Raw genomic sequence first — 26,308 nt, forward strand, 5'->3', positions numbered from 1 at the left:
TGTTTGCATCATGAGCGCGAAGGCCACCACCGCATCGGCCCGGCAGGTCTCGCCCGGCCTGCGCCGCATCCTTGCCGGCGCCGCGGTTGTCGTCCTGCTCGGCGCCATGGCGCTCGACACCAAGGTGGTCAGGATCGGATCCGCAGGCGACGTTCGCAGCGCCGTCTTTTCGGCGGCCGACTATGGCAAGTCGGAATTTCCCAAGGTGCAGGCCGATGTCGAAGCGCGAGCGGCCGACGCGGTGACGGTGGCAACGGCGATCGCCAAGGACAGGGCGACCGCCGAGAAGGAATACGGCGTGCCGGCGGGCGTCGGACCGGTCATCTCGGTCAAGTTCACCGGCGTCTTCGGCGAGGGAAAATCGGGCATCTACAAGGTCGCCGTCGAGGGCGTGCCGGACACGCTGCAGGTTCGCGTACAGACGGGGCCGGCGATCAACGGCACCGAGCTGCGTGACGCCACCGGCAAGATCACATTTGGCCAGTTCACCAATCAGATCGAATACCAGGACGCCGGCTCGGCGCTGAACAACGAGATGAAGAAGGAAGTCCTGGCAAAGGTCGATACGAGCGCCCTGACCGGCAAGACCATATCGGTAGTCGGCGCGTTCAAGCTGGTCAATCCGAAGAGCTGGCTAGTCACTCCGGTGAGGCTGGAGGTGCAATGAAACCGGCTGCCGACACCGCGCCCGCGAATGGCGACGCCGTGCTTTCGGCGCGCAACATCGTCATGTCGTATGGCGGCGTTCACGCGCTCAAGGGCGTCAATTTCGACATCCATCGCGGCAAGGTCACCACACTGTTCGGCGAGAATGGCGCCGGCAAATCGACGCTGATGAAGATCCTGTCCGGCGTCGTCACGCCGACATCGGGCGACATCGTGCTCGACGGCAATCTCGTCAGTTTCTCCTCGTCCTCGGACGCGCGCGATCGCGGCATCTCGATCATCCACCAGGAACTCAGCCTGGCGCCGAACCTCAGCGTTCGCGACAACATCTTCATGGGCCGCGAACTGCGCACCAGGACCGGCCTCGACTTCGCCGAGGAATCGCGACAGGCGCGCGCGCTGATGGCCGATCTCGAAGAGGACATCGACCCGATGACCCTGGTCGAGGATTTGCGCCTCGGCCAGCAGCAGATCGTCGAGATCGCGCGGGCGCTGTCGGTCGACTCGCGCATCCTCATCATGGACGAACCGACCTCGGCGCTCAGCGCGACCGAGGTGGAGGTGCTGTTCAAGGTGATCCGTGACCTGACCAGCCGCGGCGTTTCCATCGTCTACATTTCACATCACCTCGAAGAGGCGCTGCAGATCACCGACTATGCCGTTGTCCTGCGCGACGGCGCGATAACGGCTACGGCCGAAGCCAGGGACATCGATCTCGAGTGGATCGTCCGCAACATGGTGGGCGAGAACTTCGATCTCGGCTCGCCGCCGACAGGCCATGCGTTCGGCGAGGTCGCCCTGTCGATCGAGGATGTCAGCGTCATAGACGCTTCGGGCTCGGGCTATTCCGTCGTCGATCATCTGTCGCTGGATGTCAGGGCGGGCGAGATCGTCTGCATCTATGGGCTGATGGGCGCCGGACGCACGGAATTGCTGGAAGCCGTCGCAGGGCGGATGCCGATGGCGGGCGGCCGGGCGCTGCTGGAAGGCGAGGACGTCTCGAGACTGAGCATTGCCCAGCGCATCGCCAAAGGTCTTGTGCTCGTCCCCGAAGACCGCCAGCGCGATGGGTTGGTGCAGACGATGACCGTCGGCCGCAATCTCTCGCTTGCCAGCATCGAGGCGTTTGCAAAAGGGCTGTTTCTGTCCCGCTCCAGGGAGCGGGAGCTGGTCGAAGACTCGATCCGCAAGGTGACCGTCAAGACCGCGGGCGGCAATGCCATGATCGGATCGCTGTCGGGCGGCAACCAGCAGAAGGTCGTCATCGGCAAGATGCTGACGACCAACCCCAAGGTCATCCTCCTCGACGAGCCGAGCCGTGGCATTGATGTCGGCGCCAAGGCGGAGGTCTTCCGCTTGCTGAGCGAACGCGCCGCGCAGGGTCTGGCGGTCGTCTTCTCGACCTCCGAGGTCAACGAGTGCCTCAGCATCGCGCACCGGATCGTGGTGATGCGCCGGGGCAGGATTTCAGCGGAATTCGGCGCCAGCGCCACCAAAGAGCAGATCATGGCCGCCTCCGGCGAAGCCGTGGTCGCCTGATCACGATGAATATCGGAGCCCCGATCATGACCGACGTCAGCCAGGCCAGAAAACAGTCCAGTGCAAGCGCGCGCGGCGAAGGCTTCGATCTCGCCAAGCTGTTGCTCGAGGGCCGGGCGTTCTTTGCCCTGATCGTCATCATCGTCGTCTTCTCGATCCTGTCGCCCTACTACCTCTCGGTGGCGAACTTCCTGACCATGGCCTCGCATGTCGCCATCTTCGGAATTCTCGCGGTCGGCATGCTGCTCGTCATCCTCAATGGCGGCATCGACCTGTCTGTGGGGTCGACGCTGGGCTTGGCCGGCGTCGTTGCCGGATTCCTGATGCAAGGCGTGACGCTGACCTGGCTGGGCATCGTTCTCTACCCGCCGGTCTGGGTGGTCGCGGTGATTGCCTGCATGCTGGGCGCCGGTGTCGGCTTGATCAACGGCGTGCTCATCGCGCGCTTCAAGGTTCCGGCCTTCGTCGCCACGCTGGGCGTCATGTACATGGCGCGCGGCCTGGCGCTGCTGATGACCAGCGGCCTGACCTACAACAACCTCGGTGGCAAGCCGGAGCTGGGAAACACCGGCTTCGACGCGCTTGGCTTCAACCGCCTGTTCGGCGTGCCGACCGGCGTGGTGGTTCTGGTGGTCATCGCGCTCATCGGCAGCATCGTCTTGAACCGCACAGCCTTCGGGCGCTGGCTTTACGCATCAGGCGGCAACGAGCGCGCGGCGGAACTGTCCGGCGTTCCGGTCAAGACGGTGCAGGTTTCCGTCTACGTGCTGTCAGGCATCTGTGCAGCCATTGCCGGCCTGATCCTGTCCTCGCAGCTGACGTCGGCGGGGCCGACTGCCGGCACCACCTACGAATTGACGGCCATCGCGGCCGTCGTCATCGGCGGCGCGGCGCTAACCGGCGGGCGCGGCAACATCCGCGGAACCCTGCTCGGCGCCTTCGTCATCGGCTTCCTTTCCGATGGTTTGGTGATCATCGGCATCTCGTCCTACTGGCAGACAGTGTTCACCGGCGCCGTCATCGTGCTCGCCGTGCTTCTCAATGCCGTTCAGTATCGCCGCCGTAGCAAGCTCCCGGCTTCGACGGGCGGCCAACCGACTTCTCAGCAACGGGGGAAGGCCGAGCCGGCCAATCCTGCCCAAGGGAAGACTGCTAGGTGACTGGCAGCAACACCGCGTAAATCATTTGGAGGAATGTACATGAAAACCATGCTGAAAAGTCTGCTTGCCGCTGCGATGGTTGTCGGGTTCACGGCCGCCGCGTCGGCCGCGGGCCTGATCTCGATCATCGTCAACGACCCGGCCAACCCCTACTGGCTGACCGAGGGCAATGTCGCCAAGGCCGAAGCCGAGAAGCTCGGCTATACGGCCAACGTCGCTGCCCACAAGGGCGACACCAACACGGAAAGCAACCTGATCGACACCGCCATCACCAACAAGTCCGTGGCGATCATCCTTGATCCGGCCAATGCCGACGGCTCTGTCGGTGCGGTGAAGAAGGCGATTGCCGCCAACATCCCGGTTTTCCTCGTCAACGCCGAGATCAATCAGGAAGGTCTCGCCAAGGGCCAGCTCGTTTCCAACAATGCCCAGGGTGCTGCTCTGGGTGCCCAGCAATGGGTGCAGGCGGTTGGCGAAAAGGGCAAATATGTCGAACTCCTCGGCGCCCCGTCGGACAACAACGCCGCCACGCGCTCGAACGGTTACGCGACCGTGCTGAGCCAATATCCGGACCTCGAGAAGGCTGCCTCACAGGTCGCCGACTGGGATCGTACCAAGGGCCATGACAAGATGCAAAGCATGCTGCAGGCCAATCCCGACATCATCGCCGTGATCAGCGGCAATGACGAAATGGCGCTCGGCGCGGTTGCTGCTCTGAAGGAAGCCGGCAAGCTTTCCGGCATCAAGGTCGGCGGCTTCGACGGCTCTCCGGACGCGGTTGCGGCGATCAAGTCCGGCGAACTGCAGTACACCGTGCTTCAGCCAGTCGCCATCTTCTCGGCCAAGGCCGTGCAGCAGGCGGACTCGTTCATCAAGTCGGGCGCCACCGGTGCGGCGACCGAGAAGCAGCTGTTCGATTGCCTTCTCATCACCAAGGACAATGTCGACAAGTACACGGCACCCTTCGTGCTGTCGGAATGAAACCTGCACAGGGGGTGTCCTTGCGGACACTCCCTGCCTCTTCTACCGCTTGAGACAACGTCCCTGTGAACCGCCTTCGTAACCAACCGGAATTTGCGGCATGAAAGATCTGCTGATCGGGATCGACGCGGGAACGTCGGTGATCAAATCGGTCGCTTTCGATCTGTCCGGCCGGCAGCTCGCCATGACGTCGGTGAACAACAGCTTCGTCACGCTGGAAGGTGGCGGCGCCGAACAGGATCTCGATCAGACCTGGCGCGACATGGCGCGGACCGTTCGTGACTTGGCGACAAAAATTCCCGACCTCGTGCAACGAACCGCGGCGGTTGCCATCACCGGGCAGGGCGACGGAACCTGGCTGATCGATGGCGACGGCTTGCCTGTCGGCCGGGCATGGCTGTGGCTCGACGCCCGCGCCGGACATCTGGTGGACGAGATGCGCGCCGATCCCCGCGATCGCACGCGGTTTGAACTGACCGGCACAGGTCTCAACTCCTGCCAGCAGGGCGCGCAGCTTGCCTTTATGAAAAAGAACAATCCGGACATGCTGAAGCAGGCGGCGACCGCACTGCATTGCAAGGATTGGCTCTACTTCAGGATGACGGGCGAACGCGCCACCGATCCGTCCGAAGGAACCTTCACATTCGGCGATTTTCGCTCGCGCAGCTATTCCGACGAAGTCTTCGACATTCTGGATCTGACGACGCATCGCCGCCTGTTGCCTCCCATGATTGAGGGCACCACCGACCATCATCCGCTATCGCGATCGGCCGCAGGAGAGACCGGCCTGCTCGAAGGTACGCCGGTTGTCCTGGGTTATGTGGATATGGTCATGACAGCGCTCGGAGCCGGTCTCTATGATCCCTCAGGCAATGTCGGCTGCACGGTCATCGGCTCGACCGGCATACACACGCGCTTCGCCCGCACACCTGGCGATGTCGTGCTCAACGGCGATGGGTCTGGCTACACGATCGCCATGCCTATTCCGGGTGGCTTTGCGCAATTGCAGTCCAACATGGCGGCGACGCTCAACATAGACTGGCTGCTTGGCCTTGCGCGCGACGTGCTCACCGCCGGCGGCGCCGAGCTCTCGCGCGACGATTTGCTGACGGCGCTCGACGTCTGGGTGGAAGGATCGGAACCGGGATCGCTGGTCTATCAGCCCTATATTTCGCTCGCCGGCGAACGCGGACCGTTCGTCGACCCTGATGCGCGAGCAGGCTTCATCGGCCTTTCGGTCAAGCACGGCTTCGGCGATCTGGCACGCGCCGTCCTCGAGGGATTGGCCTTCGCCGCCCGCGATTGCTACCAGGCGATGGGCGCGGTGCCGGGTGAGATCCGGCTGTCGGGCGGTGCTGCGCGCAGCCCGTCCCTGCGTCGGATCATCGCGGCGGCGACCCGCGCGCAAGTGCGAACGAGCAGCCGACAGGAAGCAGGTGCTGCCGGTGCGGCGATGATGGCCGCTGTCGGCCTTGGCGTCTACCGCTCCATGGACGACTGCGCCGCCGAGTGGGTGACGCCGCTTCTTGGCGACTGCGATGCCTATGACGATGCGCTTTCGCAAACCTACGATGCGCTCTTCCCTTCCTTCGTTGCGGCGCACCAGGCGCTTCGGCCGGTGTGGAAAGCCATGGCCCACCGGCCGCTCACCCGCATCTCGGGTGCATAGGAGTAAGGTCTTGAGTGATACAGTTGATCTCTTCGTGATTGGCGGCGGCGTCAACGGGGCCGGCATTGCGCGTGATGCGGCAGGTCGTGGGCTGTCCGTTATCCTGTGCGAAAAGGACGATCTGGCGCAAGGCACCAGCTCGCGTTCCGGCAAGCTGGTGCATGGCGGCCTGCGCTATCTGGAATATTATGAATTCCGGCTGGTTCGCGAGGCGCTCATCGAACGCGAGGTGCTGCTCGAGGCGGCACCGCACATCATCTGGCCCATGCGCTTCGTTCTTCCGCACAGCCCCGAAGACAGGCCGGCATGGCTGGTCCGGCTCGGACTGTTTCTCTACGACCACCTTGGCGGCCGCAAGCGGCTGCCGGGAACCAGGACGCTCGATCTCAGAACAGCGCCGGAAGGGGCGCCGATCAAGGACGAATTCAAGCGCGGTTTCGAATATTCCGACTGCTGGGTCGACGATGCGCGCCTTGTGCTGCTCAACGCCCTGGACGCCAGCCAGCGCGGCGCCAGGATACTTACACGCACCGCCTGTGTCGCGGCGCGCCGCGAAGACGGACTGTGGTCGATCGACATGCAGGATGGCCGCACGGGCGCGGTGACGAAAATCCGCGCGCGCGCGCTGGTCAATGCGGCAGGGCCGTGGGTCAACGACATTGTCAGTCGCGTCGCCGGGCAGAATTCCACCCGCAATGTTCGGCTTGTAAAGGGCAGCCATATCGTCGTGCCCAAATTCTGGGAGGGACGGCAGGCCTATCTCATCCAGAACAGCGACAAGCGAGTGATCTTCGTCAACCCCTATGAGAACGATCTGGCGCTGATCGGCACGACCGACATTCCCTACGAAGGCAGGCCGGAGGAAGTGGCCGCCGAGCCAAGCGAAGTCGATTATCTGATCAAGGTGGTCAATCGCTATTTCAAACGACAGCTGACACCAGGGGACGTGGTCTACAGCTTCTCCGGCGTGCGCCCGCTCTATGACGACAACGCCGACAATCCAAGCGCGGTGACGCGCGACTACATCTTCGAACTCGACGCCCCGAGCGGCGGCGCACCGCTGCTTTCGGTGTTAGGCGGCAAGATCACCACCTTCCGCAAGCTGTCCGAACACGCGCTGGAGAAAATCCAGCCGTTCTTTCCAGCGATGAAGAAACCCTGGACTGCCAAAATTCCCTTGCCGGGGGGCGACCTGCCGAATGCGGACTTCGAACAGTTCCTGAGCGACTTGCACACCGAGTTTCCATGGCTCAGCCCGTCGCTGGTGAAGCACTACGCTCGAAGCTATGGCAGCCGCGCCAGGCAATTGCTCGCCGGCACGCAAAGCGAGGCGGATCTCGGCCGCCGCTTCGGACCCGATTTTTATGAACGGGAGGCAAAATTCCTGGTCGACACCGAATGGGCCGGCACATCAGCCGATATACTGGAGCGCCGCACCAAACATGGCCTGCATATCAATGCAGCCGAGCGGAAGATATTCGAGGACTGGTTCGGTAACATCATGGCGGCGGCGGACTGATGGCTTTCACGCTTTCCCTCAACACCAATCCGCTGGTCAATCGCTTCGCCGATCCCGATGACCTGATCGATGCCATTGCCTATGGCATCGGCATCCGCGACGTGCAGCTGACCCACGAATTCGTCAATCCGGGCTGGCCGGCGGCGACGATTGCCAAATTCCTGCGCCTGTTCAACAGGGCGCTTTCGCGGACCGGTGTCAGGATCACCTCCGGCATGACCGGACCATACGGCAGGCTCAATCATTTCGGCCATCCGGACCCGGATGTCCGGCGCTACTATGTCGACTGGTTCAAGACCTTCGCCGACATTTCCGCCGAACTCGGTGCACCAGGCATGGGCACGCAATTCGCCATATTCACTTACAAGGACTTTGACGATCCGCAACGGCGCGCTGCACTTCTCGACATCGCGCTTGAATGCTGGCGCGAGGTGGCCGAACACGCCAAGTCGGCGGGGCTGACATATCTGTTCTGGGAGCCGATGTCGGTGGGCCGGGAATTTGGCCACACGATTGAAAGCTGCGTCACGCTGCAGAGTGCCATCGATGCGGCCAAGCTGCCGATCCCGATGCAGATGATGGTGGATATCGACCATGGCGACGTCACCTCGCCAAATCCCGACGACACCGATCCCTATGCCTGGGCGAAAGCGTTTCCATTGCAATCGCCGATCATCCACATCAAGCAGTCTTCGATGAACAAGGGCGGGCACTGGCCGTTCACGGCTGCCTACAACAAGGACGGCCGCATAGTTCCGCAGAAGCTGCTCGATACCGTGCGGCAGGGTGGCGGAACCGACAACGAAATTTGCCTCGAACTTTCCTTCAGGGAGAGGGAACCGGTCGATCATCAGGTTGTCGAGATGATCCGCGAGTCGGTGGATTTCTGGGCGCCTTACATCGACAGCGGCCGCGACAGTCTCAAGCCTCGAGCCTGAACGAATACGTCGCCTGACAGCCGGCGCCGATGTCCGCCGCAAAAGGATCGAAGGAGAAAAGAATGGCCCCATATTGGGTCGGCACGAGCTGGAAGATGAACAAGACGCTGGCGGAGGCACTGCAGTTCGCCGATGCCCTGGCGGCGTTCGTGCCTGGTTTCGATCCGGCGATACAACCGTTCGTCATTCCGCCGTTCACCGCCGTGCGCGAGGTCAAGGCGGCGCTGGCCAAGACCCGCGTGAAAGTCGGCGCCCAGAACATGCATTGGGCGGACGCCGGCGCCTGGACTGGAGAGGTTTCGCCGGTGATGCTCAGGGATTGTGGGCTCGATCTGATCGAACTCGGCCATAGCGAGCGTCGCGAGCATTTCGGCGAAACGGATGCGACTGTCGGATTGAAGACGGCCGCAGCGGTCAGGCACGGTTTAGTGCCGCTGATCTGCGTTGGAGAGACACTGACCGAACGCGAGGACGGGCGCGCCGATGACGTTTTGACGGCGCAGGTTCTTGGTGCGCTGCAAGGTCTGAAGGACGCTGAACTGTCGGCAGAAATCCTCTTTGCCTACGAGCCTGTCTGGGCGATCGGCGAGAAGGGTATCCCCGCCACCGCCGATTATGCCGACAAGCAACAGGCGCTGATCAAACAGGTCGCCGCAAGCCGGTTGCCGAACGCGCCGCCTGTGCTTTACGGCGGCAGCGTCAATCCCGGCAACGCGGCCGAGCTGATCGGCCAGCCGCATGTCGATGGCCTGTTCATCGGCCGCTCGGCCTGGCAGGCGGAAGGCTATATCGACATCCTGAAAAAGGCGTCGGTCGCCATCGGGCGCTGACCATTACAATAAGAAGCAAAGGAGTTCATGCCATGAAAATTGCACTCGGAGCCGACAGCGCGGGCAAGCCGCTGCTCGACGTCATTGCCAAGCATCTCGCCACGAAGCCGGAGCTGCAGGTGATCGATCTTAGCCAGGCCGGATACTACGCCGATATCGCCGCCAAGGTCGGTCACGAAATTCTGGACGGCAACTACGACCGGGCCATCCTGTTCTGTGGCACCGGCATTGGCGTCAGCATATCCGCCAACAAAGTCCCGGGCATTCGCGCCGCATTGACCCACGATACCTATTCCGCCGAGCGCGCCGCCAAGTCCAACAACGCACAGATCATCACCATGGGCGCCCGCGTCATCGGTCCCGAACTGGCGAAATCGATCGCCGACGCATGGCTGGCCTCGGAGTTCGATCCGAACGGCCCTTCCGCGGCAAACGTGCAGGCCATCGACAAGCTCGACAGCAAGCGCTGAAAAACGCGCGGGGATACGCTCCTGATCAGCCGGTCAGGGCGACCCGCATCGCCTCGATCACGGTTACGGCGGACGCGGCGCCTGGGTCCATATGGCCAAGCGAGCGTTCGCCGAGGCGCGACGCCCGGCCCTTGGCGGCGATCATCGCCTTGGTCGCTTCCGCGCCTGCCTTCGCCGCCTGGGCCGCAGCCTCGAGACTGTCCGTGAGACCCTTGCCGGACGCCAGCGCCTCGCCCGCCGTCTGCGCTGCGGGACCCCATGCATCCATCATCGTCTTTTCGCCCGGCTCGGCCTTGCCGCGATCCTGAATGCCCTTGGCCATGGCCTGGAACATTGCGATGGTGTCGGCGTCGTCAAGCGTCTTCTTGCCCTTCACGGCTGCCGCGCCGCGCATGAACGCAGTGGCATAGAGCGGACCCGAGGAGGCGCCGACGGCATTCAGGAACGACTTTGCCGCCGTATTCAGCAAGGTAGTCGGATCGGTCGTCTCGGCATCCAAAGCAGCGACCGCATCACGTGCCGCCGAAAATCCCAAATCCATCGCAATGCCGTGGTCGGCGTCGCCGATGATGCCATCAAGTGCGCAGAGTCGGTCCCTGTCTGCCGATACGGCGGCCGCGATGGCCGCGAACATGCCGGCAAGGCGGGCGCTGTCGATTGTCGTCATGTCTTTGTCCCTTGCCGCTGAAGCTCTATTGTTTGACCATGATCGTTTCCGAAAACCGGAACCCACTTTTCGGGATCATGGTCTAGCCGGCGCGAAACATGGCGCAGTCGCAGGGGTGGTCCAACATCGTCTGCAACTCGCCGTCCAGCCGATGTAACGTGATCGAGGCCCCGGCCATTTCGAGTGAGGTGCAGTAATTGCCGACCCAGGTTGCGTGAATGGATACGCCGATGTCATCAAGCCGGCGCTTCACCCGCCGGTTCATGATGTAGAGTTCCATCAGCGGCGTCGAACCGAGCGAATTGACCAGTACCGCGACCTTGTCACCGCGCGCCGGCGCCATCTCGTCGAGGATCCTGTCCAGCATCTCGTCGGTGATCTCGTCGGCGGTCTTCAGCTTTCCGCGCGCGATGCCGGGCTCGCCGTGGATGCCCATCCCGATCTCCATCTCGTCCGGCCCAATCTCGAAATTCGGCCGGCGGGTCTGTGGCAGCGAACAGGGCGACAACGCCACGCCCATGGTGAAGGTGTGGTCGTTGGCTTTCCCGGCGATGCGCTCGCATTCGTCGAAGGACAGCATCCGGTCGCAGGCAGCACCGGCCGCCTTGAAGATGAAGAAATTGCCGGCGACGCCGCGCCTCTTGTGCCGCTGGTCGCGCGGTGCCGAGGCGACGTCGTCGGTGCTCAGCACAGTGCGCACCTCGATGTCGTCCATATCAGCCATCTCGGCGGCCATGTCGAAATTCATCACATCGCCCGCATAGTTGCCGTACATGAACAGGACACCGGCGCCGCCGCTGACCGCCTTGGCGCATTCAAGGATCGGGTCTGGCGGCGGCGAGGCGAAGACGTTGCCGATGGCTGCCGCATCGGCCAGCCCCTTGCCGACGAAGCCAAGAAAGCTCGGCTCGTGCCCCGAGCCGCCGCCGATGACGAGGCCCACCTTGCCTTGGCGCGGTCCGTCACGGGCGATGATCGAGCGTGAACTGCCGTCGACGCTCTTGAGATGGCGGGGATGCGCAGCCAGGATGCCTTCCAGCATCTCGTCGACGGCGCGATTGCCGTCATTGATGATCTTCTTGGTCTGCACCCGGAGCCTCCCGATTTCGATATTTTTGCAGATAGTACCGGGTGTTATCGGGATTTCCACCCGGCAAAGAGTATTTCACGCGGCCCGGCGTTCTCGGGCGCGCCGTTGTTGACCAGCCGTGCAGGTGGATGTGTCTAGTCGGGTTTTGCCAGGCCCGCATTGAACTTGCGGCGGGCGTTTTCCAGATGCTCGCGCATCGCTCGCCCGGCCGCTTCCGGATCATGCCGCTCGATGGCTTCGAACACGTTTTGGTGGCCAGCAAAACTCCTGCGGTTTTCGACCTCGGTGTTGGCCATGTGGATGCGCTGGTTGATCAGCCACTCCACCAGCGCTTCGTGCGCGGCGAGGAAGATCGGGTTGCCGGGGATTGCGGTCAGCACGCGGTGAAAAGCGACATCGGTGACGGCGAAGGCGCGGGCGCGGGGAATGGCGCGCTCGTTCTCAGCCAGCGCCGCGGCAAGCGCGTCGACCTGCGCGGCCGTTGCCACCTCGGCGGCATGGCGCGCGATCGAGACTTCGAGAAACAGCCGCAACTGCTCGAAATGGCCGATGCCGTCGGGCTGGTCCATCAACAGATGCGCCGTGCCCGTCAGTTGCTCCAGCATGTTGCGCGGCGTCGGCCGCGTCACCTTCGGCCGCTCGCCGCTGTTGATGCGCACCAGGCCCATCTTCTCCAGCGCAAACAGCGCTTCGCGCACCGAGGGGCGGCCGACATCGAACATCGACATCAGGTCGCGCTCGGACGGCAGCGAGGCACCGACCGGATAGACCTCGTCGCGGATCATCTCCTCCAGGCGGAGGCGGACTTCATCGGACAATTTTTTTCGAACCGGCATATTGTGCATGGTCTACCTTTTAAGCTATTAGACCAGTCGCTGCAAGCGAGGACTTGCGAGACCGAAGGGGTTGGAGGAGGCCGCCGGCTGATGCGCGGCGGTCGGCGCGACCGGCGAGGGCTTGGCGCGGAAATCGGCCTGGAGCAGGGCATCGCCCGATTTCGGCCGGCGGAAAGCAACGGGAGGAGAATTCCATGAGACGACTGTTGATGAGCCTTGTGCCGGCGCTGGCGCTAATGTTTGCAGCAGGCCTCGCCAAGGCCGCGGATGGCGGCACGTTCCGCTCGGCCATGCGCACCGGCTGCATCGAGATGGGCACGCTGCACACCACGTGCGGCCACCGGCTCGATGAGACCGTTTTGCAGGGATTGGTCCACATTAAGTGGACGGGCGACGACGTACAGCCGATGCTGGCCGAAAGCTGGAAGACGCCGGATGGCGGCAAGACTTATGTCTTCAGCCTGCGCCATGGCGTCAAATGGCATGACGGCACCCCGTTCACCGCCAGGGACGTGGTGTTCAGCCTCAACCTCTACGCCAACCCCAAGGTCAACTCGCCATGGTCGCAGAAGCTCTCGGCCGTGGCCGGATACAAGCCGTTCCAGGATGGCTCTGCCGCCTCCCTTGCCGGGGTCAAGGCGCTTGACGACATGACCGTCCAGGTCGAGCTCGACAGCGCCAAGCCGCTCTGGGTGCAGTTGCAGCTTATCGCCATCAGCATCTTTCCCGAACACCTTCTGGGCAAGGTTGCGCCCGCCGACATCAAGGGCAACGCCTTCTGGGTCAGCCGCGTCGGCACCGGCCCGTTCATCTGGAAGAAATACGAGAGCGACCAGTATGTCGAGGTCGACCGCAATCCCGACTATTTCCTCGGCGCGCCGAAACTCGACCGCATCATCTACCAGATCTACAAGGACGTGCCGCCGATCATCGCGGCCCTCGAGACGCAGGAGGTCGACGCCATGTCCTATGAGGGCGGCGGCGTGCCGATCTCCGAGCTCGCCCGCCTGCAGAAGCTCGATTATCTGACGGTTTTGCCGAAGTTCTCCGCCGGCCTGCCGACCTACCTGCAGTTCAACCTGGAGAACAAGCGCTTCGCCGACGTGCGGGTGCGCCAGGCGATGCTCTACGCCATCGATCGCAAGTCCATCATCGAGACGGTCAAGCAGGGTGCCGGCGAATTGTCGAACACGCTGTTCCCGCAGGACTGGGCGCGCGCCAAGGATATCGAGCCCTACGACTACAATCCCGACAAGGCCAAGCAATTGCTTTCCGAGGCGGGCTGGGACGGCAGCCAGCCGGTCGATTTCATCTACTACTATTCCGACCAGATGAACGTCGACACCGTCACCGCCATCCAGAGCTACCTGGCCGCTGTCGGCGTCAACATCCAGCCGCGCCTGCTCGATCCGGCGGCAATCAACCAGACCTATGCCGACGGCAGTTTCCAGATGGGCTTTTTCGCCAATGGCATGGGGCTCGATCCCTCACTGGGCTCGCCGGTCGTCGTCTGCGGCGCAAAGCCTCTCAGCATGGGTTACTGCAATCCCAAGGTCGACGAACTCTTCAACAAGGGGCTGGAATCGGCCGACCGCGCCGTGCGCGCCGAGAGCTACCAGGAAGCCTCGCGCATCCTCAACAAGGAGTTGCCCAAGGCCTGGCTATGGAACGAGGTGCGGCCGCTTGCCTTCAACAACCACATCGTCGGCCTGGCGCAGCACTTCAAGGAGCAGCCGCTCGTGATCTTCAACCACCCGGTCTACAACGAAGTCGAGAAGTGGCAAGTGGCGAAATAGACCGCTGCGAAAATGTTTTCACTTGCCGGTCATGGGGCTCTGTCTGGGCCCCATGACCCGCCGCCTCAAAAGCGCCTTCAGCCATAGGAGAGGCCGGTGCTAAGCTATCTCCTGCGAAAACTGCTGCTCAGCATCCCGGTGCTGTTCGGCGTCACCGTCATCGTCTTCGCCATCGCGCACGCCATGCCTGGCGATGCCGTGCTGGCGATGATCACGGCGGAGGCGCCGTCGAGCGAAGCACTGATCGCGATGCGCCGCGGCGAGCTCGGCCTCGACCAGCCGCTCTACATCCAGTACCTCAATTGGATCGGCCAGATCCTGCACGGCAATCTCGGCCGCTCCTTCGTCAATGGCCGCAGCGTCGGCGAGATCATTGGCGAGCGCCTGCCGATGACGCTGGAACTGATGGGAGTGGCGCTGCTCGCAGCCTTCATCATCGGCACCACGCTGGGGGTGATCTCGGCGCTCAGGCAATACCGGCTGACCGACTATTCGCTGACGCTTGGCGGCTTTGTCGGCGTGTCGATCCCGGATTTCTTCATGGGGCTGCTGCTCGTCTACGTCTTTGCGCTTGAATTGCGTTGGCTGCCGTCGTCGGGCATTTCGACGGCAGGCGACAATTTCTCGCTCGTCGACAATCTCAGGCATCTGATCCTGCCGGCTGCCGCATTGGCCCTGTTCCGCGCTGCGATCTTCATGCGCTATGCCCGCGCCGGCATGCTCGAAGTTCTGAACCAGGACTATATGCGCACCGCCAAGGCCAAAGGCCTGCGTCCGAGCACGATCACGCTGCGCCACGGCCTGCGCAACGCGCTGATCCCGCTGGCCACCGTCTTCGGCCTTACTTTGCCCACGCTGTTCGGCGGCTCGGTGGTGATCGAGACGATCTTCCAGTGGCCGGGCATCGGCCTGATGTTCATCGACGCGGTGGTGAACCGGGATAGCCCCGTCATCATGGGCTACGTGCTGATCACCGCCATCATCGTCATGCTGGCCAACCTTGCCACCGACCTTGCCTACAGCGTGCTCGACCCGCGGGTGAACTATGAGTGACATCATCGCCGCCGACGTGACTGTTGCTGCCGGCGCCTCGCGCGGCCTGTGGGGCGAGGCGGCGCGCCGTTTCCTCAACCACCGCCTGGCGACGCTCGGGCTGGTCATGCTCGCCATCATCGTGCTCGCCTGCGTGCTGGCGCCGCTGATCGCGCATTACGGCCCCAACGACATCGATTTGCGCGGCCGTAACCAGCCGCCAGGCGACGTCCATTGGCTCGGCACCGACGGCACCGGCCGCGACATCTTTGCCCGCATCCTCTATGGCGGCCGCATCTCGCTGACGGTCGGCTTCGTCGCCGTGGCCATCTCGGCGGCGATAGGTATCTTCATCGGCTGTATAGCGGGCTACTTCGGCGGCAAGATCGATCTCCTGCTGATGGGCCTGATCGACATGGTGCTGACCTTTCCGCGCCTGGTCATCATCATCGCTTTCGTCGCCGTGGTCGGACCCAGCATCTTCAACACCATGGTGGTGATCGGCCTGCTCAGCTGGCCGTCCATCGCCCGGCTGACGCGCGGCGAGATCCTAGCGCTGCGCAACCAGGAATTCGTGCTTGCCGCGCGCTCGCTCGGCACCTCGCCCTCGGTCATCATCCTCGAGCACATCCTGCCCAATGTGCTGAGCCCGATCCTCGTGGCGATCACGCTCGACGTGGCGACTGTGATCCTGCTCGAGGCGTCGCTGTCCTTCCTCGGCCTCGGCGCGCAGGCACCGGCGGCCAGCTGGGGCAACATGCTGCGCGACGCGCGCACGCTGTCGATCCTGGAGAGCCAGCCCTGGATGTGGATACCGCCCGGCGCGATGATTGCGATGGCCGTGCTAAGCATCAATTTCGTCGGCGACGGCCTGCGCGATGCGCTCGACCCGCAGCACATCATGGGCGGGGGCGCGAAATGACCGGCCTCGATATGCTCGCGGCTCGCAAGCCAACGACAGCGCCGGGACAACAACCCGTGCTCGACGTGCAAGGGCTGAGCGTCGAGTTCGGTCCAAAAGGCCGCTCCGTCTATGCCGTCAACGATGTCTCCTTCCAGCTTGCCGAAGGCGAGTCGCTGGCCATTGTCGGCGAGAGCGGCTCCGGCAAGTCGGTGACCGTGCAGACATTGATGGGCCTGATCCGCAAGCCGCCCGGCCGCGTCACTCAAGGCCGCGCGCTCTACCGCGGCCGCGATCTTCTGGCCATGCCCGACAGCGAATTGCGCCATATCCGCGGCCGCGACATCGCGATGATCTTCCAGGATCCGATGTCGTCGCTGAATCCGGTGCTGACCGTCGGGCTGCAACTGACCGAGGCGCTGCGCGAACATCAAGGCCTGAGCCAGCCGCAAGCCGAGCGCCAGGCGTTCGACATGCTCGACCTGGTCGGCATCGCCAATGCGCCGCAACGCATGCGCGCCTTTCCGCACCAGTTCTCTGGCGGGCAATTGCAGCGCATCGGCATCGCCATGGCGCTGGTCTGCAAGCCGTCGATCCTGATCGCCGATGAGCCGACGACGGCGCTAGACGTCACCATCCAGGCGCAGATCGTCGAGTTGGTCGCGCGCCTGCAAAAACAGCTCGGCATGGCGATCATCTGGATCAGCCATGACCTCAGCCTGGTCGCCGGCTTCGTCGATCGCGTCGCGGTGATGTATGCCGGCTCAATCGTCGAATGCGCGCCGGTCGATGAGCTGTTTTCGGCGACGACGCATCCCTATACGATCGGCCTGTTCAACTCCATTCCGTCGCTGACGGCGGCAAATACCAGGCTGGTGCCGATCAAGGGGGCGCCGCCCAACGTCACCCTGCCGCCGACTTTCTGTGCCTTCGCGCCGCGCTGCGGTCATGCCGAGGCGTGCTGCCGCGAGGCAAAGCCGCCGCTGGAAACGGTCGGCGCCGGCCACACCACCGCATGCTGGCGCTGGCGGCAGGTCGAGCATTTGCCGCGGCCTTCGGCGGCAGCACCAGTCATCACGCGGGCTGCGGCGCAAAAGCAGGAACCGCTTCTCGTCGTTTCCAATCTCAAGGTGCATTTCCCCATCAGGCGCGGTGTGCTCAGGCGACAGGTCGGCGCCGTCCACGCTGTCGACGGGGTCAGCTTCGAGGTGCTGCGCGGCGAGACGCTGGCGCTGGTCGGTGAAAGCGGCTGCGGCAAGTCGACGACCGGCCGCGCTGTGCTGGGCCTCGAGCGGCCGAGCGCCAGCAGCATCCTTTTCGAGGGCAGGGACTATGCCGGTGCATCGGGCGAGCAGCTCAAGCAGCGCCAGCGCGACATGCAGATGGTGTTCCAGAACCCGTTCGGCTCGCTCAACCCGCGCATGACGGTTGGGCGCATCATCGGCGAGGGGCTGCGCGCCCAGAAGATCGGCACGCGCGCCTCGCGCGACGCCCGCGTCAGCGAATTGCTGGCGCTGGTTGGTTTGCGGGAAGCGCTGCGCAACCGCTACCCGTTCGAGCTCTCCGGCGGCCAGCGCCAGCGCGTCGGCATCGCCCGCGCGCTGGCCGCCAATCCGAAATTCATCATTGCGGACGAGCCGATCTCGGCGCTCGACGTCTCCATCCAGGCGCAGATCGTCAACCTGCTCGACGATCTCAAGACGCGCCTCGGGCTGACCTATCTGTTCATCGGCCACGATCTGTCGATGATCCGCTATCTCAGCGACCGGGTCGCGGTGATGTATCTGGGCCGGATCGTCGAGATCGGCACTACCGCGGCGGTGTTCGGCAGCCCGCTGCACCCCTATACAAGCGCGCTTCTGTCGGCGATCCCGGTGCCCGATCCCAAGGCCGGCGGAACGCGCCGACGCATCGTGCTGGGCGGCGCGGTGCCCGATCCGTCGAAGCCGCCGCCCGGCTGCCATTTTCATCCGCGCTGCCCGATGGCGAGCGAGATCTGCACGCGGGTGACGCCCGAGGTGCGCGATTTCGGCTCGCCTGTCTCCGGGCAGCATCTCGTCGCCTGCCACCATGCCGGCACCCTATGACACTTCTGGAAAGACCGAGGATCCCTGAATGACCAAGGAATTGGCGGGCATGTACGCCGCCCTGATGACCGGACTGAGCGATGCCGGCGAGTTCGATCCGCAGCGCCAGCGCAACATCAACGACTATGTCCTGCGCCAGGGTCTGGCCGGGCTCTATGTCGGCGGCAGCAGCGGCGAATCCGGTCTGCTGACGGTGGACGAACTGCTGGCTCAGCAAGAGGTGGTCTTCGCCGGCGCGCAAAGCACCGGCACCAGGCTGATCGCCCATGTCGGCATGCCGAACCTGCGCGATTCCATGCGCCTGGCGCGGCAGGCGCAAAAGCTCGGCTACCACGCGCTGTCGGCGCTGCCGCCGCATTCCTATCCGTTCTCCGACGACGAGGTTTATGGCTACTACCAGGCGCTGGCGTTGGCGACCGACCTGCCGCTGATCGTCTACGAGATCCCCTTGCGCACCGGCCGGCCGTTGCCGCTCGGCTTGTTGGTCCGGCTGCTCGATCTGCGCAATGTCATCGGCATCAAATTCACCTCCACCGACCTGTTCAAATACGCGATGCTGCGCAAGCGGCAGCCGCAAAAACTGTTCTATTACGGCTTCGACGAGATCTATGCCGCCGCCGGCATGCTCGGCACCGATGGCGGCATCGGCACTACCTACAATCTGCTCGGCAGGCTGTATGTGGCGGTGGACAAGGCGATCCGGGCCGGCGACCTGGAACGGGCGAAAGCCCTGCAGATGGTGTCGCAGGACTTCGTCGAGGTGCTGTTGGAAACCGGCGTGCTGCCGGGCATGAAAGCGGCGTTCCGCGTCATCGGTGTCGACTGCGGCCCGACCCGTGCTCCGATGGCGCCGGCTGTTGCCGATGCCGACGACCGGATGCGTGCGATTCTTGCTCGCCCGGCGGTGAAAGAGTGGCTGGCGTAAGCTGCGCCGGCGTGACGGTGATCGTCTCAGGAGAGACTAGGGGTTGCGGCCTGCCGACCTGCCTGTCCGCGAAAACGACGTGCGAAGGCGATAGCGGTCGCCGGCATATCGGATCGTCGACGACAGCAGCGGCCGGCCGGCCGCATCGACGATGAGCTGACGCATCACCAGGGTGGATTTACCGGCGTCGATGTCGAGATGGCGCGCCAGTATAGAATCCGCGCCGCGCGCCTCGATCGTGGTTTCGGCGCGCGCCAGATCAGCGCCGGCATCGATCAGCAGACCGAACAGCGAGGCGGTGCGGAAGTCGACACGGCTGAGATCGGGGACAAGGGCGACGGCGAAGAACGAGGTGTCTACGGCGACCGGAACCTGGTCGAGGCGGCGGATCCTTTCCAGGTGGAACAGCGTCGCGCCGGGTGCGATCGACAGCTCCTCGGCCTCGTCCAGCGAGGCAGGCGCTTCCTCGGCGCGCAACACGTCTGAGGAGGGTACCAGGCCGAGACGCCTGGCGGTCTCGCTGAAGGATTCCAGCGTGTTGGGAAACTCCTTCGGCACCTTGGCGGAGACATACCAGCCGCGCCCGTGCGAAGGGGTCAGCACTCCCTCCTCAACAAGGCTTTGCAAAGCCCTGCGCAAGGTCACCCTGCTGATCGACATGCGCGTGAACAGATCGCGCTCGGGCGGCAGCCGCGCGCCCGAAGCAAGCTTGCCGGCGGCGATCTCCTGCAGGATCGCATCTGCCGCTTGTCGCCAGAGCGGTTCGGGTCCGTCCGACTGCAGTGGCGAGTCCTCCATTTCAGTCACCCATCCGCCCTGATCTTTTCCCAAACGCCCGTTCGCATCGAACGGTAACAGGCGTCAATTACCTGGTTGACGATGACGCCATCCTCGAAGGTCTCCAGTGGCGTCGTCCCCGCCGCGAAGTGTTCCACAAAATGCCGCATCTGTTGTGAAAAACCGTAGGCCCGGGTCTCCTCGGGCACCGGATAGACCCAGCCGGTCTCGGAATCCGCCTTCTCGACGAGGTAACCCACAGGCTTTTCGATAAAGCCCCAGACCGGGCCGACAGATGTGTCGGTGACGATGCGACCGGCCGAGCCGACCAGTTCGTGGCGAAGCTGCATGCCGCCTTTTTCGATCCATGACGATTCGATCGTCGCGAGCTGGCCGCCGGCGAATTTCAGCAGCGCGATCGCCGTGTCTTCCCCGGTTGTCTTATCACCGTGGACCAGCGTTGCGCCCCACGCCATCACCTCGGTGATCAAATTGTCCTTGCCGAAGAAGTGGCGGGCGCTTTCGACGGTGTGGCAGCCCATGTCGAGCAGGGCGCCGCCACCGGCGAGCTCGGCGTTCCAGAAATGCGGCGCGTGCGGCCCCGAATGTGCTTCCCGAGCGCGCATGGTGAGGAGATTGCCGATGCCGCCCGCCTGTATCATCTGGTGGGCCTTGGCGATGTTGGGGGAAAACACCGCGCATTCGGCATAGCCATGCCAGATGCCGGCACGCTGGACGATATCGAGGATTTCCTGCGCTTCCTTGCCCGTGCGCGCCAATGGCTTGGTGCAGATGACGGCCTTGCCGTGCCTGGCAGCGAGCCTGACGGCTTCGAGGTGGATCTCGTTGGGCAGCGCGATCACCACGAGCGCGACCGCCGGATCGGCGCACAGGGCGTCGATATCCCCGTGGGCGGTGATCTTGGGGCCCCACTTTTTCGCGAAGGCTTCGGCGCGCTCGAAGCTGCGCGAGGAGCAGGCCACGAGTTCGGCGTTGCGTACGTCGAGCAGCGAATCCGCATAGGTCTCAGCGATGAAACCCGAACCCAGAATTCCAACTCCAATCATCAAGTCCTCCCAAATTTCTTGCCGTCGGTTTGGTGGTGCCCAGTCCGGACAACGACCATACAACAGGAAAAGACAACACAATACCACTTGTCACAACATGTATCAGTAGGTATGGTCCCAGGCAACAGTGCAAAATCGTGAATCCACACGAGGCACCATCTTGAGGGAGAGCAGGAAAATGCGTTCCATGCGTGTATCGATCCCGCTGGCGGCGACGCTTGGCGTGATGTTTTCAGGCGGCGTAGGCGCCGCTTTTGCCGACCCGGTCACCATCACCTTGAACAGCTGGCGGACCGAGGATATCGCGGTCTGGCAGGACACCATCCTGCCTGCCTTCGAAGCCAAGCATCCCGACATCAAGGTCGAGTTCGCGCCGATCAACACCAATGAATACAACGCCGCCATCCAGTCGCAGATCGAAGGCGGCGCCGGCGGCGACCTGATCACCTGCCGCCCCTTCGACGTGAATCGCGAATGGATCAAGCGCGGCTATTTCGAATCCCTGGAAGGACTGCCGGGCCTGGAGAACTTCGACAAGACGTCCCGCGCCGCTTGGTCGGGCGCCGATGACAAGGCTTACTGTCTGCCCGTCGCCGCCGTGCTCGCCGGCTTCTACTACAACGCCGATATCTTCAAGGAACTGGGTTTGAAGGTGCCGACCACCAGCGCCGAGTTCATCGATGTCCTGCAGGCGATCAAGAAGGACGGCCGCTATACGCCGCTGGCTTATGGCTCGGCCGAATCCTGGCAGCTCGCCTATAACGGCCTCTACAGCATCGGTCCGGCCTACTGGAAAGGCGAGGAGGGCCGGCTCGGCCTGATCGACGGCAAGAAGAAACTGACCGACCCCGAGTTCGTCGATGCCATCGCCGCCTTCGAAGCCTGGAAGCCGTTCCTGCCGGCCGGGCAGGAGAGCCTGAACTATGCCGACATGACGCAGCTGTTCACGCTCGGCAAGGCGGCCATCCTCCCGGACGGCTCATGGGACATCAACCAGGCGACCTCGACCGGCCTCAATATCGGCGTGTTCGGTCCGCCGGTGCCGAAGGCCGGCGACCAGCGCTACCTGCAGGAAATGCCGGACATGGGCATCGGCATCAACGCCAAAAGCGCGCACAAGGAAGCGGCCAAGACCTTCCTCGACTGGGTTGCCGGACCTGAATTCCAGGAACTCTATGTCAACGCCGCCCCCGGCTTCTTTGCCATGAGCAGCAAGCCGGTCACCTACAAGAACAAGCTGGCGCAGGATTTCGCCGACCTGAAGCAAGGCGCCCAGCTGACACCGCGGCTGGCGCTGGATCGCTTGAGCGCCGGCACGCCACCGCTCGACGACGAGACCTGGCGCCTGCTGCAGGTGATGTTCACCAAGTCGGACGTCACGCCGCAGCAAGTCGCCACCGAGCTTCAGACCGGGCTCGCCTCCTGGTACGGACCGCAGAAGAAGTAATCCGGGAACGCCTTTGCGCATGTCTTGCCAGCCGGCGAGGCATGCGCGAAGCCTTCGGGCACGCCGGCACATCCATGCCGGCGTGAACAAGAGGTCATCAATTGATATCTCCCGCTGCCGCCTACAGAAACCTGTTGCTGTTCGTGCTGCCGGCCCTGGCCGTCTATCTGGTCTTTGCCGTGCTGCCGCTGGCGACCTCGATCGTGATGAGCTTTTTCCAGACCAATGGCGTCTCTGGCGACACCTTTGTCGGCCTCGCCAACTACGAGCGCCTGTTCACACATCCGACGATCAGCGCCCGCTTCTGGAACGCGCTTTTGAACAACATGCAGTATTTCGCCATCCATCTCGTTGTCGAAGTGCCGATGGGCCTGCTGTTGGCGGCCTTGCTGACGTCGGGAAAACTGGCACGGTCGGAAGGTATCTATCGCACCCTGCTGTTCATACCGGCGACGCTGTCGGTGGTCATTGTCGGCTTCGTCTGGCGCCTGATCATCAACCCGCTCTGGGGCCTGGTTGGTTTTCCGCTGCTGGGCACGGAATCGACCGCACTCACCACGATTTCGCTGATGTCGGTCTGGCAGTATTTCGGCATTCCGATGGTCTTCCTCTACAGCGCCTTGCTGGCGGTGCCCAACGAACTCGTCGAAGCCGCCAACATCGATGGCGCTCGCGGTTGGACGACGTTCTGGAAGATCAAGTTTCCGCTGATAGCGCCGCAATTCGGCCTGATCGCGATCCTCACCTACATCTGGACGTTCAACGGCTTCGACCTGGTGTTCGCGCTCAACGGATCGGCACCCGGGCCGAACTACAGCACCGACATCCTCGGCACCTATTTCTACCGGACCTTCTTCGGTTCGAGCGGGCAGCTTGCCGATCTCGATCTGGGTGCCGCGGTCGCGACGATCATTTTCCTCACGGTTCTGTTGGTGACATCAGTCTATTTCTGGCTGATCCAGCGCCGCCTGAAATCCTATTCGGTCTAGGAGCTGATATGAGCGCCCCTGACCTCACCATGCCAGTTGCCCGCCGCCGCCCGGACCGCGAACCCTGGACGCTGGAGCGCATCATCGTCCACGCGCTGCTGATCCTCTTTGTCCTGCTTGCCATAGGACCGGTGCTGATCGTCATCATCAATTCCCTGAAGACGACGCCGGCGATCTTCGGTGGCCCGTTCGACCTGCCGACGGCCAAGACCTTCAGCCTCGAAGGCTACAAGCGGGTCTTCATGCGCGGCAATTTCATCGTCAACTACCGCAACAGCCTGATCGTCACGGTGACGACGATCGTGCTGACGGTGGTCCTGTCGACGCTCGCCGCCTTCGCCCTGGTCGAATACCGCGTGCGAGTCGCCTCGCTGCTCGCCGGCCTGTTCGTGCTCGGCATCATGTTGCCGATCCGGCTCGGCACGATCCCGCTGATCCAGATGATGCTCGCCTGGAAGCTGATGGATACGCTGGCGGCCCTCATCCTCGTCTACACCGCCATGAGCATCCCGATCGCGGTGACGCTAATGGTCACCTATTTCCGCACCGTTCCGACAGACCTCAAGGAAGCAGCGCGCATGGATGGGGCAAGCGAGTTGCGCACCTTCTGGATCGTGCTGCCTTTGGTCAGGCCCGGCCTCGCCGCGGTGGCCGCGCTGACCATGCTGCCGGTCTGGAACGACCTCTGGTTCCCGCTGATCCTGGCCCCAAGCCGGCAGAACCAGACGGTGACGCTCGGCGTGCAGCAATTCGTCGGGCAGTTCATGAACGACTATCCCGCACTTCTCGCCGCGCTGACGCTTGGCGCGGTGCCACTCGTCCTGCTGTTCACCCTGTTCTCGCGGCAATTCATCAGCGGCCTGAGCAAAGGCTACAGCAAATAACCCGGCGTCATGGCCGACAGATTTTCGCAAGACTTCTACAATTTCGAACTGATGGAACATCAAGATGCAGATAGGCAAATACATCCGACGGCAGCCTTCGACCCTGACCGGGCTGCCCGCAGCCATCGGCTCGGATCTGGATCGGTTCGCCAGCCTGCGCCAGAAGCCGCAGCGCATCGTGCTGCTCGGCACCGGCTCCTCGATGAATGCGCTGCTGGCTGGCGCCGAGGCGCTGGAGGGGGGCACTGGGGCGTCTGTGATCGCCAAGGAACCGGAGGCTTTCCTGCGCCTGCCGCCCAAGGCATCGGGCCAGCGCACACTGGTTCTGGCAGCGTCCCAGTCCGGCATGAGCATCACCACGATCGAGGCGGTGCGTTTGTCCGTGGCACGCGGGTTTCCCACCCTTGTCATTACCGGTGAGGAGGGCAGCCTGATTACCGAGACCGGTGCCGAAGTGATCGTCATGCCGATCGGCCCAGAGACGGTCGGCCCCAAGACCATGGGCTATACCGCCACCGTCATCTCGGTGCTGGCGATCGCCGCCAAGCTCGCCAAGAAGACTGTGCATCTGTCAGAGCTTCTCGGACAACTCGAGCAGACAGCGGAAACCGGTCTTGCCGCAGCGAAGGATCTGATCGCTCGCTTCGGCGTCCCCGACTACATACTGGTCGCCGGACAGGCGACGCATCTCGGCACCGCGCTCGAGGCGTCACTCAAGATCGCCGAGATCAGCGGCGTGCCGACAGCCGCCTTCGACACCGAGGAGGCGTTGCATGGGCATGTCTATGGCACGACGGACAACAGCCTGGTGATCGCCATCGCGCAGACCGAAGCCGAGGCGAAGGTCGCCGCCAATCTTGGCGAAGCGCTGGCCGAACTCGGACCGCGAACGGTCGTCCTCAACCTCTCCAGCCATCCGACCCGCTTCGACCTCGATGTCAGCTGGCCGACAGCGCCGGAACAGCAATGGCTCGCCGGCTGCTGGGCGCCGATCCCGCTGCAATGGTATGGCTGCGAGCTGGCGATCGCGCGTGGCATCGATCCGGACAAGATGATCTATCCCAATCTCGGACGCAGGCTCAACGTGCGCATCCGCAAGGAGGCCTGATGGTAACCGCGATCGGAATCGACATTGGCGGCAGCCTGGTCAAGCTCGGCGCCGTCGACGGTTCGGGCAAAGTGCTGGCGCGCGGCACTGTCCCCGTGCATCGGGATATCGAGTTTGCGGATTTCGTCCATCTGGTCACCAAGGCCACCGAAGAGCTGACGCGGCAATATCCGGACATCACGGCCATCGGCATTGGTGTGCCGGGCACGCCAAATCCCGAGACCGGCATGCTGAACGGCCGCTGCCCGGCGATCCCGGCGTTGTTGAAGGGTTCGCTGTCAAAGCTGTTCGGCATTCGCTTCGGCGTCCCGGCCATCGTCCGCAACGATGCCGTCTGCGCCACCCATGGCGAGATGCGGCACGGTGCCGGCCGTCCCTTCTCCCGCTTTGCGCTGCTGACGCTCGGCACCGGCATTGGCGGCGCCATGGTCATCGACCGCAAGGTGATCGACGGCCCGGACGGGTTGCCGCCACAGCTTGGCTGCATCTCGCTCGATCCGGCCCGCACCGACATCGCCGATCCGGTACCTGGCATGGTCGAGAACCTCGCCAGCGCCCGCGCGCTGGTCAACCGCTATCGCCAGCTCAAGCCGGACACCGACGCCACCAACGCCGAGGCGGTCTGCGATCTTGCCAAAGAAGGCGACCCCATCGCGCTGCAGGTCGTCGACGAGGTGGCGCGCTGGCTCGGCCAGATGATCGGCATCATGTCGAACATGCTCAACATCGAGGCGGCGATCATCGGTGGCGGCCTGGCGCTGGCCGGCCCTTTCTTCACCGACCGCATCGCCCGCAATGTCAGGGATTTCGTGCTGCTCAAGCCCGGCCGGCCACCGGTGATCGTGGCGGTGGAGCACGGCAACGATGCCGGCGTAATAGGTGCCGCGGCACTGGCGCTCGACATGTTCGCGCCCACGGCAAAGGAATAGC

Annotated in this window: 24 protein-coding genes; 19 read left to right on the top strand and 5 right to left on the bottom strand. The window is 63.5% G+C overall.

Features of this window, described 5'->3' with window-relative positions; genetic code table 11:
• Window positions 1-10: 10 nt before the first annotated feature.
• The 9 genes from AC0ZT5_RS00660 (at window position 11) to derI (ending at window position 9,772) form a co-directional block, all read left to right on the top strand.
• Window positions 11-667: a DUF2291 family protein gene (locus tag AC0ZT5_RS00660; RefSeq protein ID WP_477284120.1), complete on the top strand. Its 657-nt coding sequence runs from the start codon at window positions 11-13 to the stop codon at window positions 665-667.
• Complete coding sequence (locus tag AC0ZT5_RS00665) at window positions 664-2,205, top strand: sugar ABC transporter ATP-binding protein (RefSeq protein ID WP_488494844.1); 1,542 nt, start codon at window positions 664-666, stop codon at window positions 2,203-2,205. The genes AC0ZT5_RS00660 and AC0ZT5_RS00665 overlap by 4 nt, the downstream gene beginning before the upstream one ends.
• Window positions 2,206-2,231: 26 nt before the next feature.
• Window positions 2,232-3,365 carry an ABC transporter permease gene (locus AC0ZT5_RS00670; RefSeq protein ID WP_488494845.1) on the top strand — a complete coding sequence of 378 codons (1,134 nt, stop codon included), beginning with the start codon at window positions 2,232-2,234 and terminating at the stop codon, window positions 3,363-3,365.
• Window positions 3,366-3,404: 39 nt separating this feature from the next.
• Complete coding sequence (locus tag AC0ZT5_RS00675; protein WP_095081092.1) at window positions 3,405-4,346, top strand: D-ribose ABC transporter substrate-binding protein; 942 nt, start codon at window positions 3,405-3,407, stop codon at window positions 4,344-4,346.
• A 100-nt stretch (window positions 4,347-4,446) separates the two neighbouring features.
• Window positions 4,447-6,015, top strand: coding sequence for an FGGY family carbohydrate kinase (locus AC0ZT5_RS00680; RefSeq protein ID WP_488494846.1), 1,569 nt, complete (start codon window positions 4,447-4,449; stop codon window positions 6,013-6,015).
• Window positions 6,016-6,025: 10 nt separating this feature from the next.
• Window positions 6,026-7,534, top strand: a complete 1,509-nt coding sequence (locus AC0ZT5_RS00685; RefSeq protein WP_488494847.1) for a glycerol-3-phosphate dehydrogenase — start codon at window positions 6,026-6,028, stop codon at window positions 7,532-7,534.
• Window positions 7,534-8,472 (top strand): sugar phosphate isomerase/epimerase family protein, encoded by a 939-nt coding sequence (locus tag AC0ZT5_RS00690; RefSeq protein ID WP_488494848.1) that lies wholly within the window; start codon window positions 7,534-7,536, stop codon window positions 8,470-8,472. Before AC0ZT5_RS00685 ends, AC0ZT5_RS00690 begins: the two co-directional genes overlap by 1 nt.
• 62 nt (window positions 8,473-8,534) lie before the next feature.
• Window positions 8,535-9,302: a triose-phosphate isomerase gene (locus tag AC0ZT5_RS00695; protein ID WP_488494849.1), complete on the top strand. Its 768-nt coding sequence runs from the start codon at window positions 8,535-8,537 to the stop codon at window positions 9,300-9,302.
• Window positions 9,303-9,334: 32 nt separating this feature from the next.
• Window positions 9,335-9,772 carry a D-erythrulose-4-phosphate isomerase gene (gene derI, locus AC0ZT5_RS00700; RefSeq protein ID WP_095080806.1) on the top strand — a complete coding sequence of 146 codons (438 nt, stop codon included), beginning with the start codon at window positions 9,335-9,337 and terminating at the stop codon, window positions 9,770-9,772.
• Window positions 9,773-9,797: 25 nt separating this feature from the next.
• Here the strand turns inward: derI and dhaL are convergent, their stop codons facing one another.
• The 3 genes from dhaL to nanR form a co-directional block, all read right to left on the bottom strand.
• Window positions 9,798-10,439 carry a dihydroxyacetone kinase subunit DhaL gene (dhaL, locus tag AC0ZT5_RS00705; protein ID WP_488494850.1) on the bottom strand — a complete coding sequence of 214 codons (642 nt, stop codon included), beginning with the start codon at window positions 10,437-10,439 and terminating at the stop codon, window positions 9,798-9,800.
• Between the two features lie 82 nt (window positions 10,440-10,521).
• Window positions 10,522-11,529, bottom strand: coding sequence for a dihydroxyacetone kinase subunit DhaK (locus AC0ZT5_RS00710; protein WP_477284103.1), 1,008 nt, complete (start codon window positions 11,527-11,529; stop codon window positions 10,522-10,524).
• A gap of 134 nt (window positions 11,530-11,663) precedes the next feature.
• Window positions 11,664-12,374 (bottom strand): transcriptional regulator NanR, encoded by a 711-nt coding sequence (gene nanR, locus AC0ZT5_RS00715; RefSeq protein WP_488494851.1) that lies wholly within the window; start codon window positions 12,372-12,374, stop codon window positions 11,664-11,666.
• Between the two features lie 185 nt (window positions 12,375-12,559).
• On the opposite strand from nanR, the gene AC0ZT5_RS00720 reads away from it, so the two are divergent.
• From AC0ZT5_RS00720 to AC0ZT5_RS00740, 5 genes are all read left to right on the top strand, one after another.
• Window positions 12,560-14,161 (top strand): ABC transporter substrate-binding protein, encoded by a 1,602-nt coding sequence (locus AC0ZT5_RS00720; RefSeq protein ID WP_488494852.1) that lies wholly within the window; start codon window positions 12,560-12,562, stop codon window positions 14,159-14,161.
• A gap of 96 nt (window positions 14,162-14,257) precedes the next feature.
• A complete protein-coding gene (locus tag AC0ZT5_RS00725) occupies window positions 14,258-15,214 on the top strand; it encodes an ABC transporter permease (protein ID WP_488494853.1) in 957 nt (318 codons plus the stop codon).
• A complete protein-coding gene (gene opp4C, locus AC0ZT5_RS00730; protein WP_488494854.1) occupies window positions 15,207-16,115 on the top strand; it encodes an oligopeptide ABC transporter permease in 909 nt (302 codons plus the stop codon). The genes AC0ZT5_RS00725 and opp4C overlap by 8 nt, the downstream gene beginning before the upstream one ends.
• Complete coding sequence (locus AC0ZT5_RS00735; RefSeq protein ID WP_488494855.1) at window positions 16,112-18,181, top strand: ABC transporter ATP-binding protein; 2,070 nt, start codon at window positions 16,112-16,114, stop codon at window positions 18,179-18,181. The genes opp4C and AC0ZT5_RS00735 overlap by 4 nt, the downstream gene beginning before the upstream one ends.
• Before the next feature lie 28 nt (window positions 18,182-18,209).
• A complete protein-coding gene (locus tag AC0ZT5_RS00740; RefSeq protein WP_488494856.1) occupies window positions 18,210-19,106 on the top strand; it encodes a dihydrodipicolinate synthase family protein in 897 nt (298 codons plus the stop codon).
• Between the two features lie 36 nt (window positions 19,107-19,142).
• Here the strand turns inward: AC0ZT5_RS00740 and AC0ZT5_RS00745 are convergent, their stop codons facing one another.
• Together AC0ZT5_RS00745 and AC0ZT5_RS00750 are read right to left on the bottom strand one after the other, a co-directional pair.
• On the bottom strand, window positions 19,143-19,904 hold the full coding sequence (locus tag AC0ZT5_RS00745) for a GntR family transcriptional regulator (protein WP_488494857.1): 762 nt from the start codon (window positions 19,902-19,904) through the stop codon (window positions 19,143-19,145).
• A 5-nt stretch (window positions 19,905-19,909) separates the two neighbouring features.
• A complete protein-coding gene (locus AC0ZT5_RS00750) occupies window positions 19,910-20,950 on the bottom strand; it encodes a Gfo/Idh/MocA family protein (protein WP_488494858.1) in 1,041 nt (346 codons plus the stop codon).
• 187 nt (window positions 20,951-21,137) lie between these two features.
• Between AC0ZT5_RS00750 and AC0ZT5_RS00755 the strand changes: the two genes are divergently transcribed.
• From AC0ZT5_RS00755 to AC0ZT5_RS00775, 5 genes are all read left to right on the top strand, one after another.
• Window positions 21,138-22,397: an ABC transporter substrate-binding protein gene (locus AC0ZT5_RS00755; protein WP_488494859.1), complete on the top strand. Its 1,260-nt coding sequence runs from the start codon at window positions 21,138-21,140 to the stop codon at window positions 22,395-22,397.
• Between the two features lie 101 nt (window positions 22,398-22,498).
• The gene (locus tag AC0ZT5_RS00760) at window positions 22,499-23,386 is read left to right on the top strand and encodes a carbohydrate ABC transporter permease (RefSeq protein ID WP_488494860.1); all 888 of its coding nucleotides are present in this window, start codon (window positions 22,499-22,501) and stop codon (window positions 23,384-23,386) included.
• 29 nt (window positions 23,387-23,415) lie between these two features.
• Window positions 23,416-24,270 carry a carbohydrate ABC transporter permease gene (locus AC0ZT5_RS00765; RefSeq protein WP_488495263.1) on the top strand — a complete coding sequence of 285 codons (855 nt, stop codon included), beginning with the start codon at window positions 23,416-23,418 and terminating at the stop codon, window positions 24,268-24,270.
• A gap of 64 nt (window positions 24,271-24,334) precedes the next feature.
• Window positions 24,335-25,378: an SIS domain-containing protein gene (locus AC0ZT5_RS00770; protein WP_488494861.1), complete on the top strand. Its 1,044-nt coding sequence runs from the start codon at window positions 24,335-24,337 to the stop codon at window positions 25,376-25,378.
• Window positions 25,378-26,307 carry an ROK family protein gene (locus AC0ZT5_RS00775; RefSeq protein ID WP_488494862.1) on the top strand — a complete coding sequence of 310 codons (930 nt, stop codon included), beginning with the start codon at window positions 25,378-25,380 and terminating at the stop codon, window positions 26,305-26,307. Before AC0ZT5_RS00770 ends, AC0ZT5_RS00775 begins: the two co-directional genes overlap by 1 nt.
• Window position 26,308 lies beyond the last annotated feature (1 nt).

Source organism: Mesorhizobium sp. CNPSo 4670 (assembly GCF_057784235.1).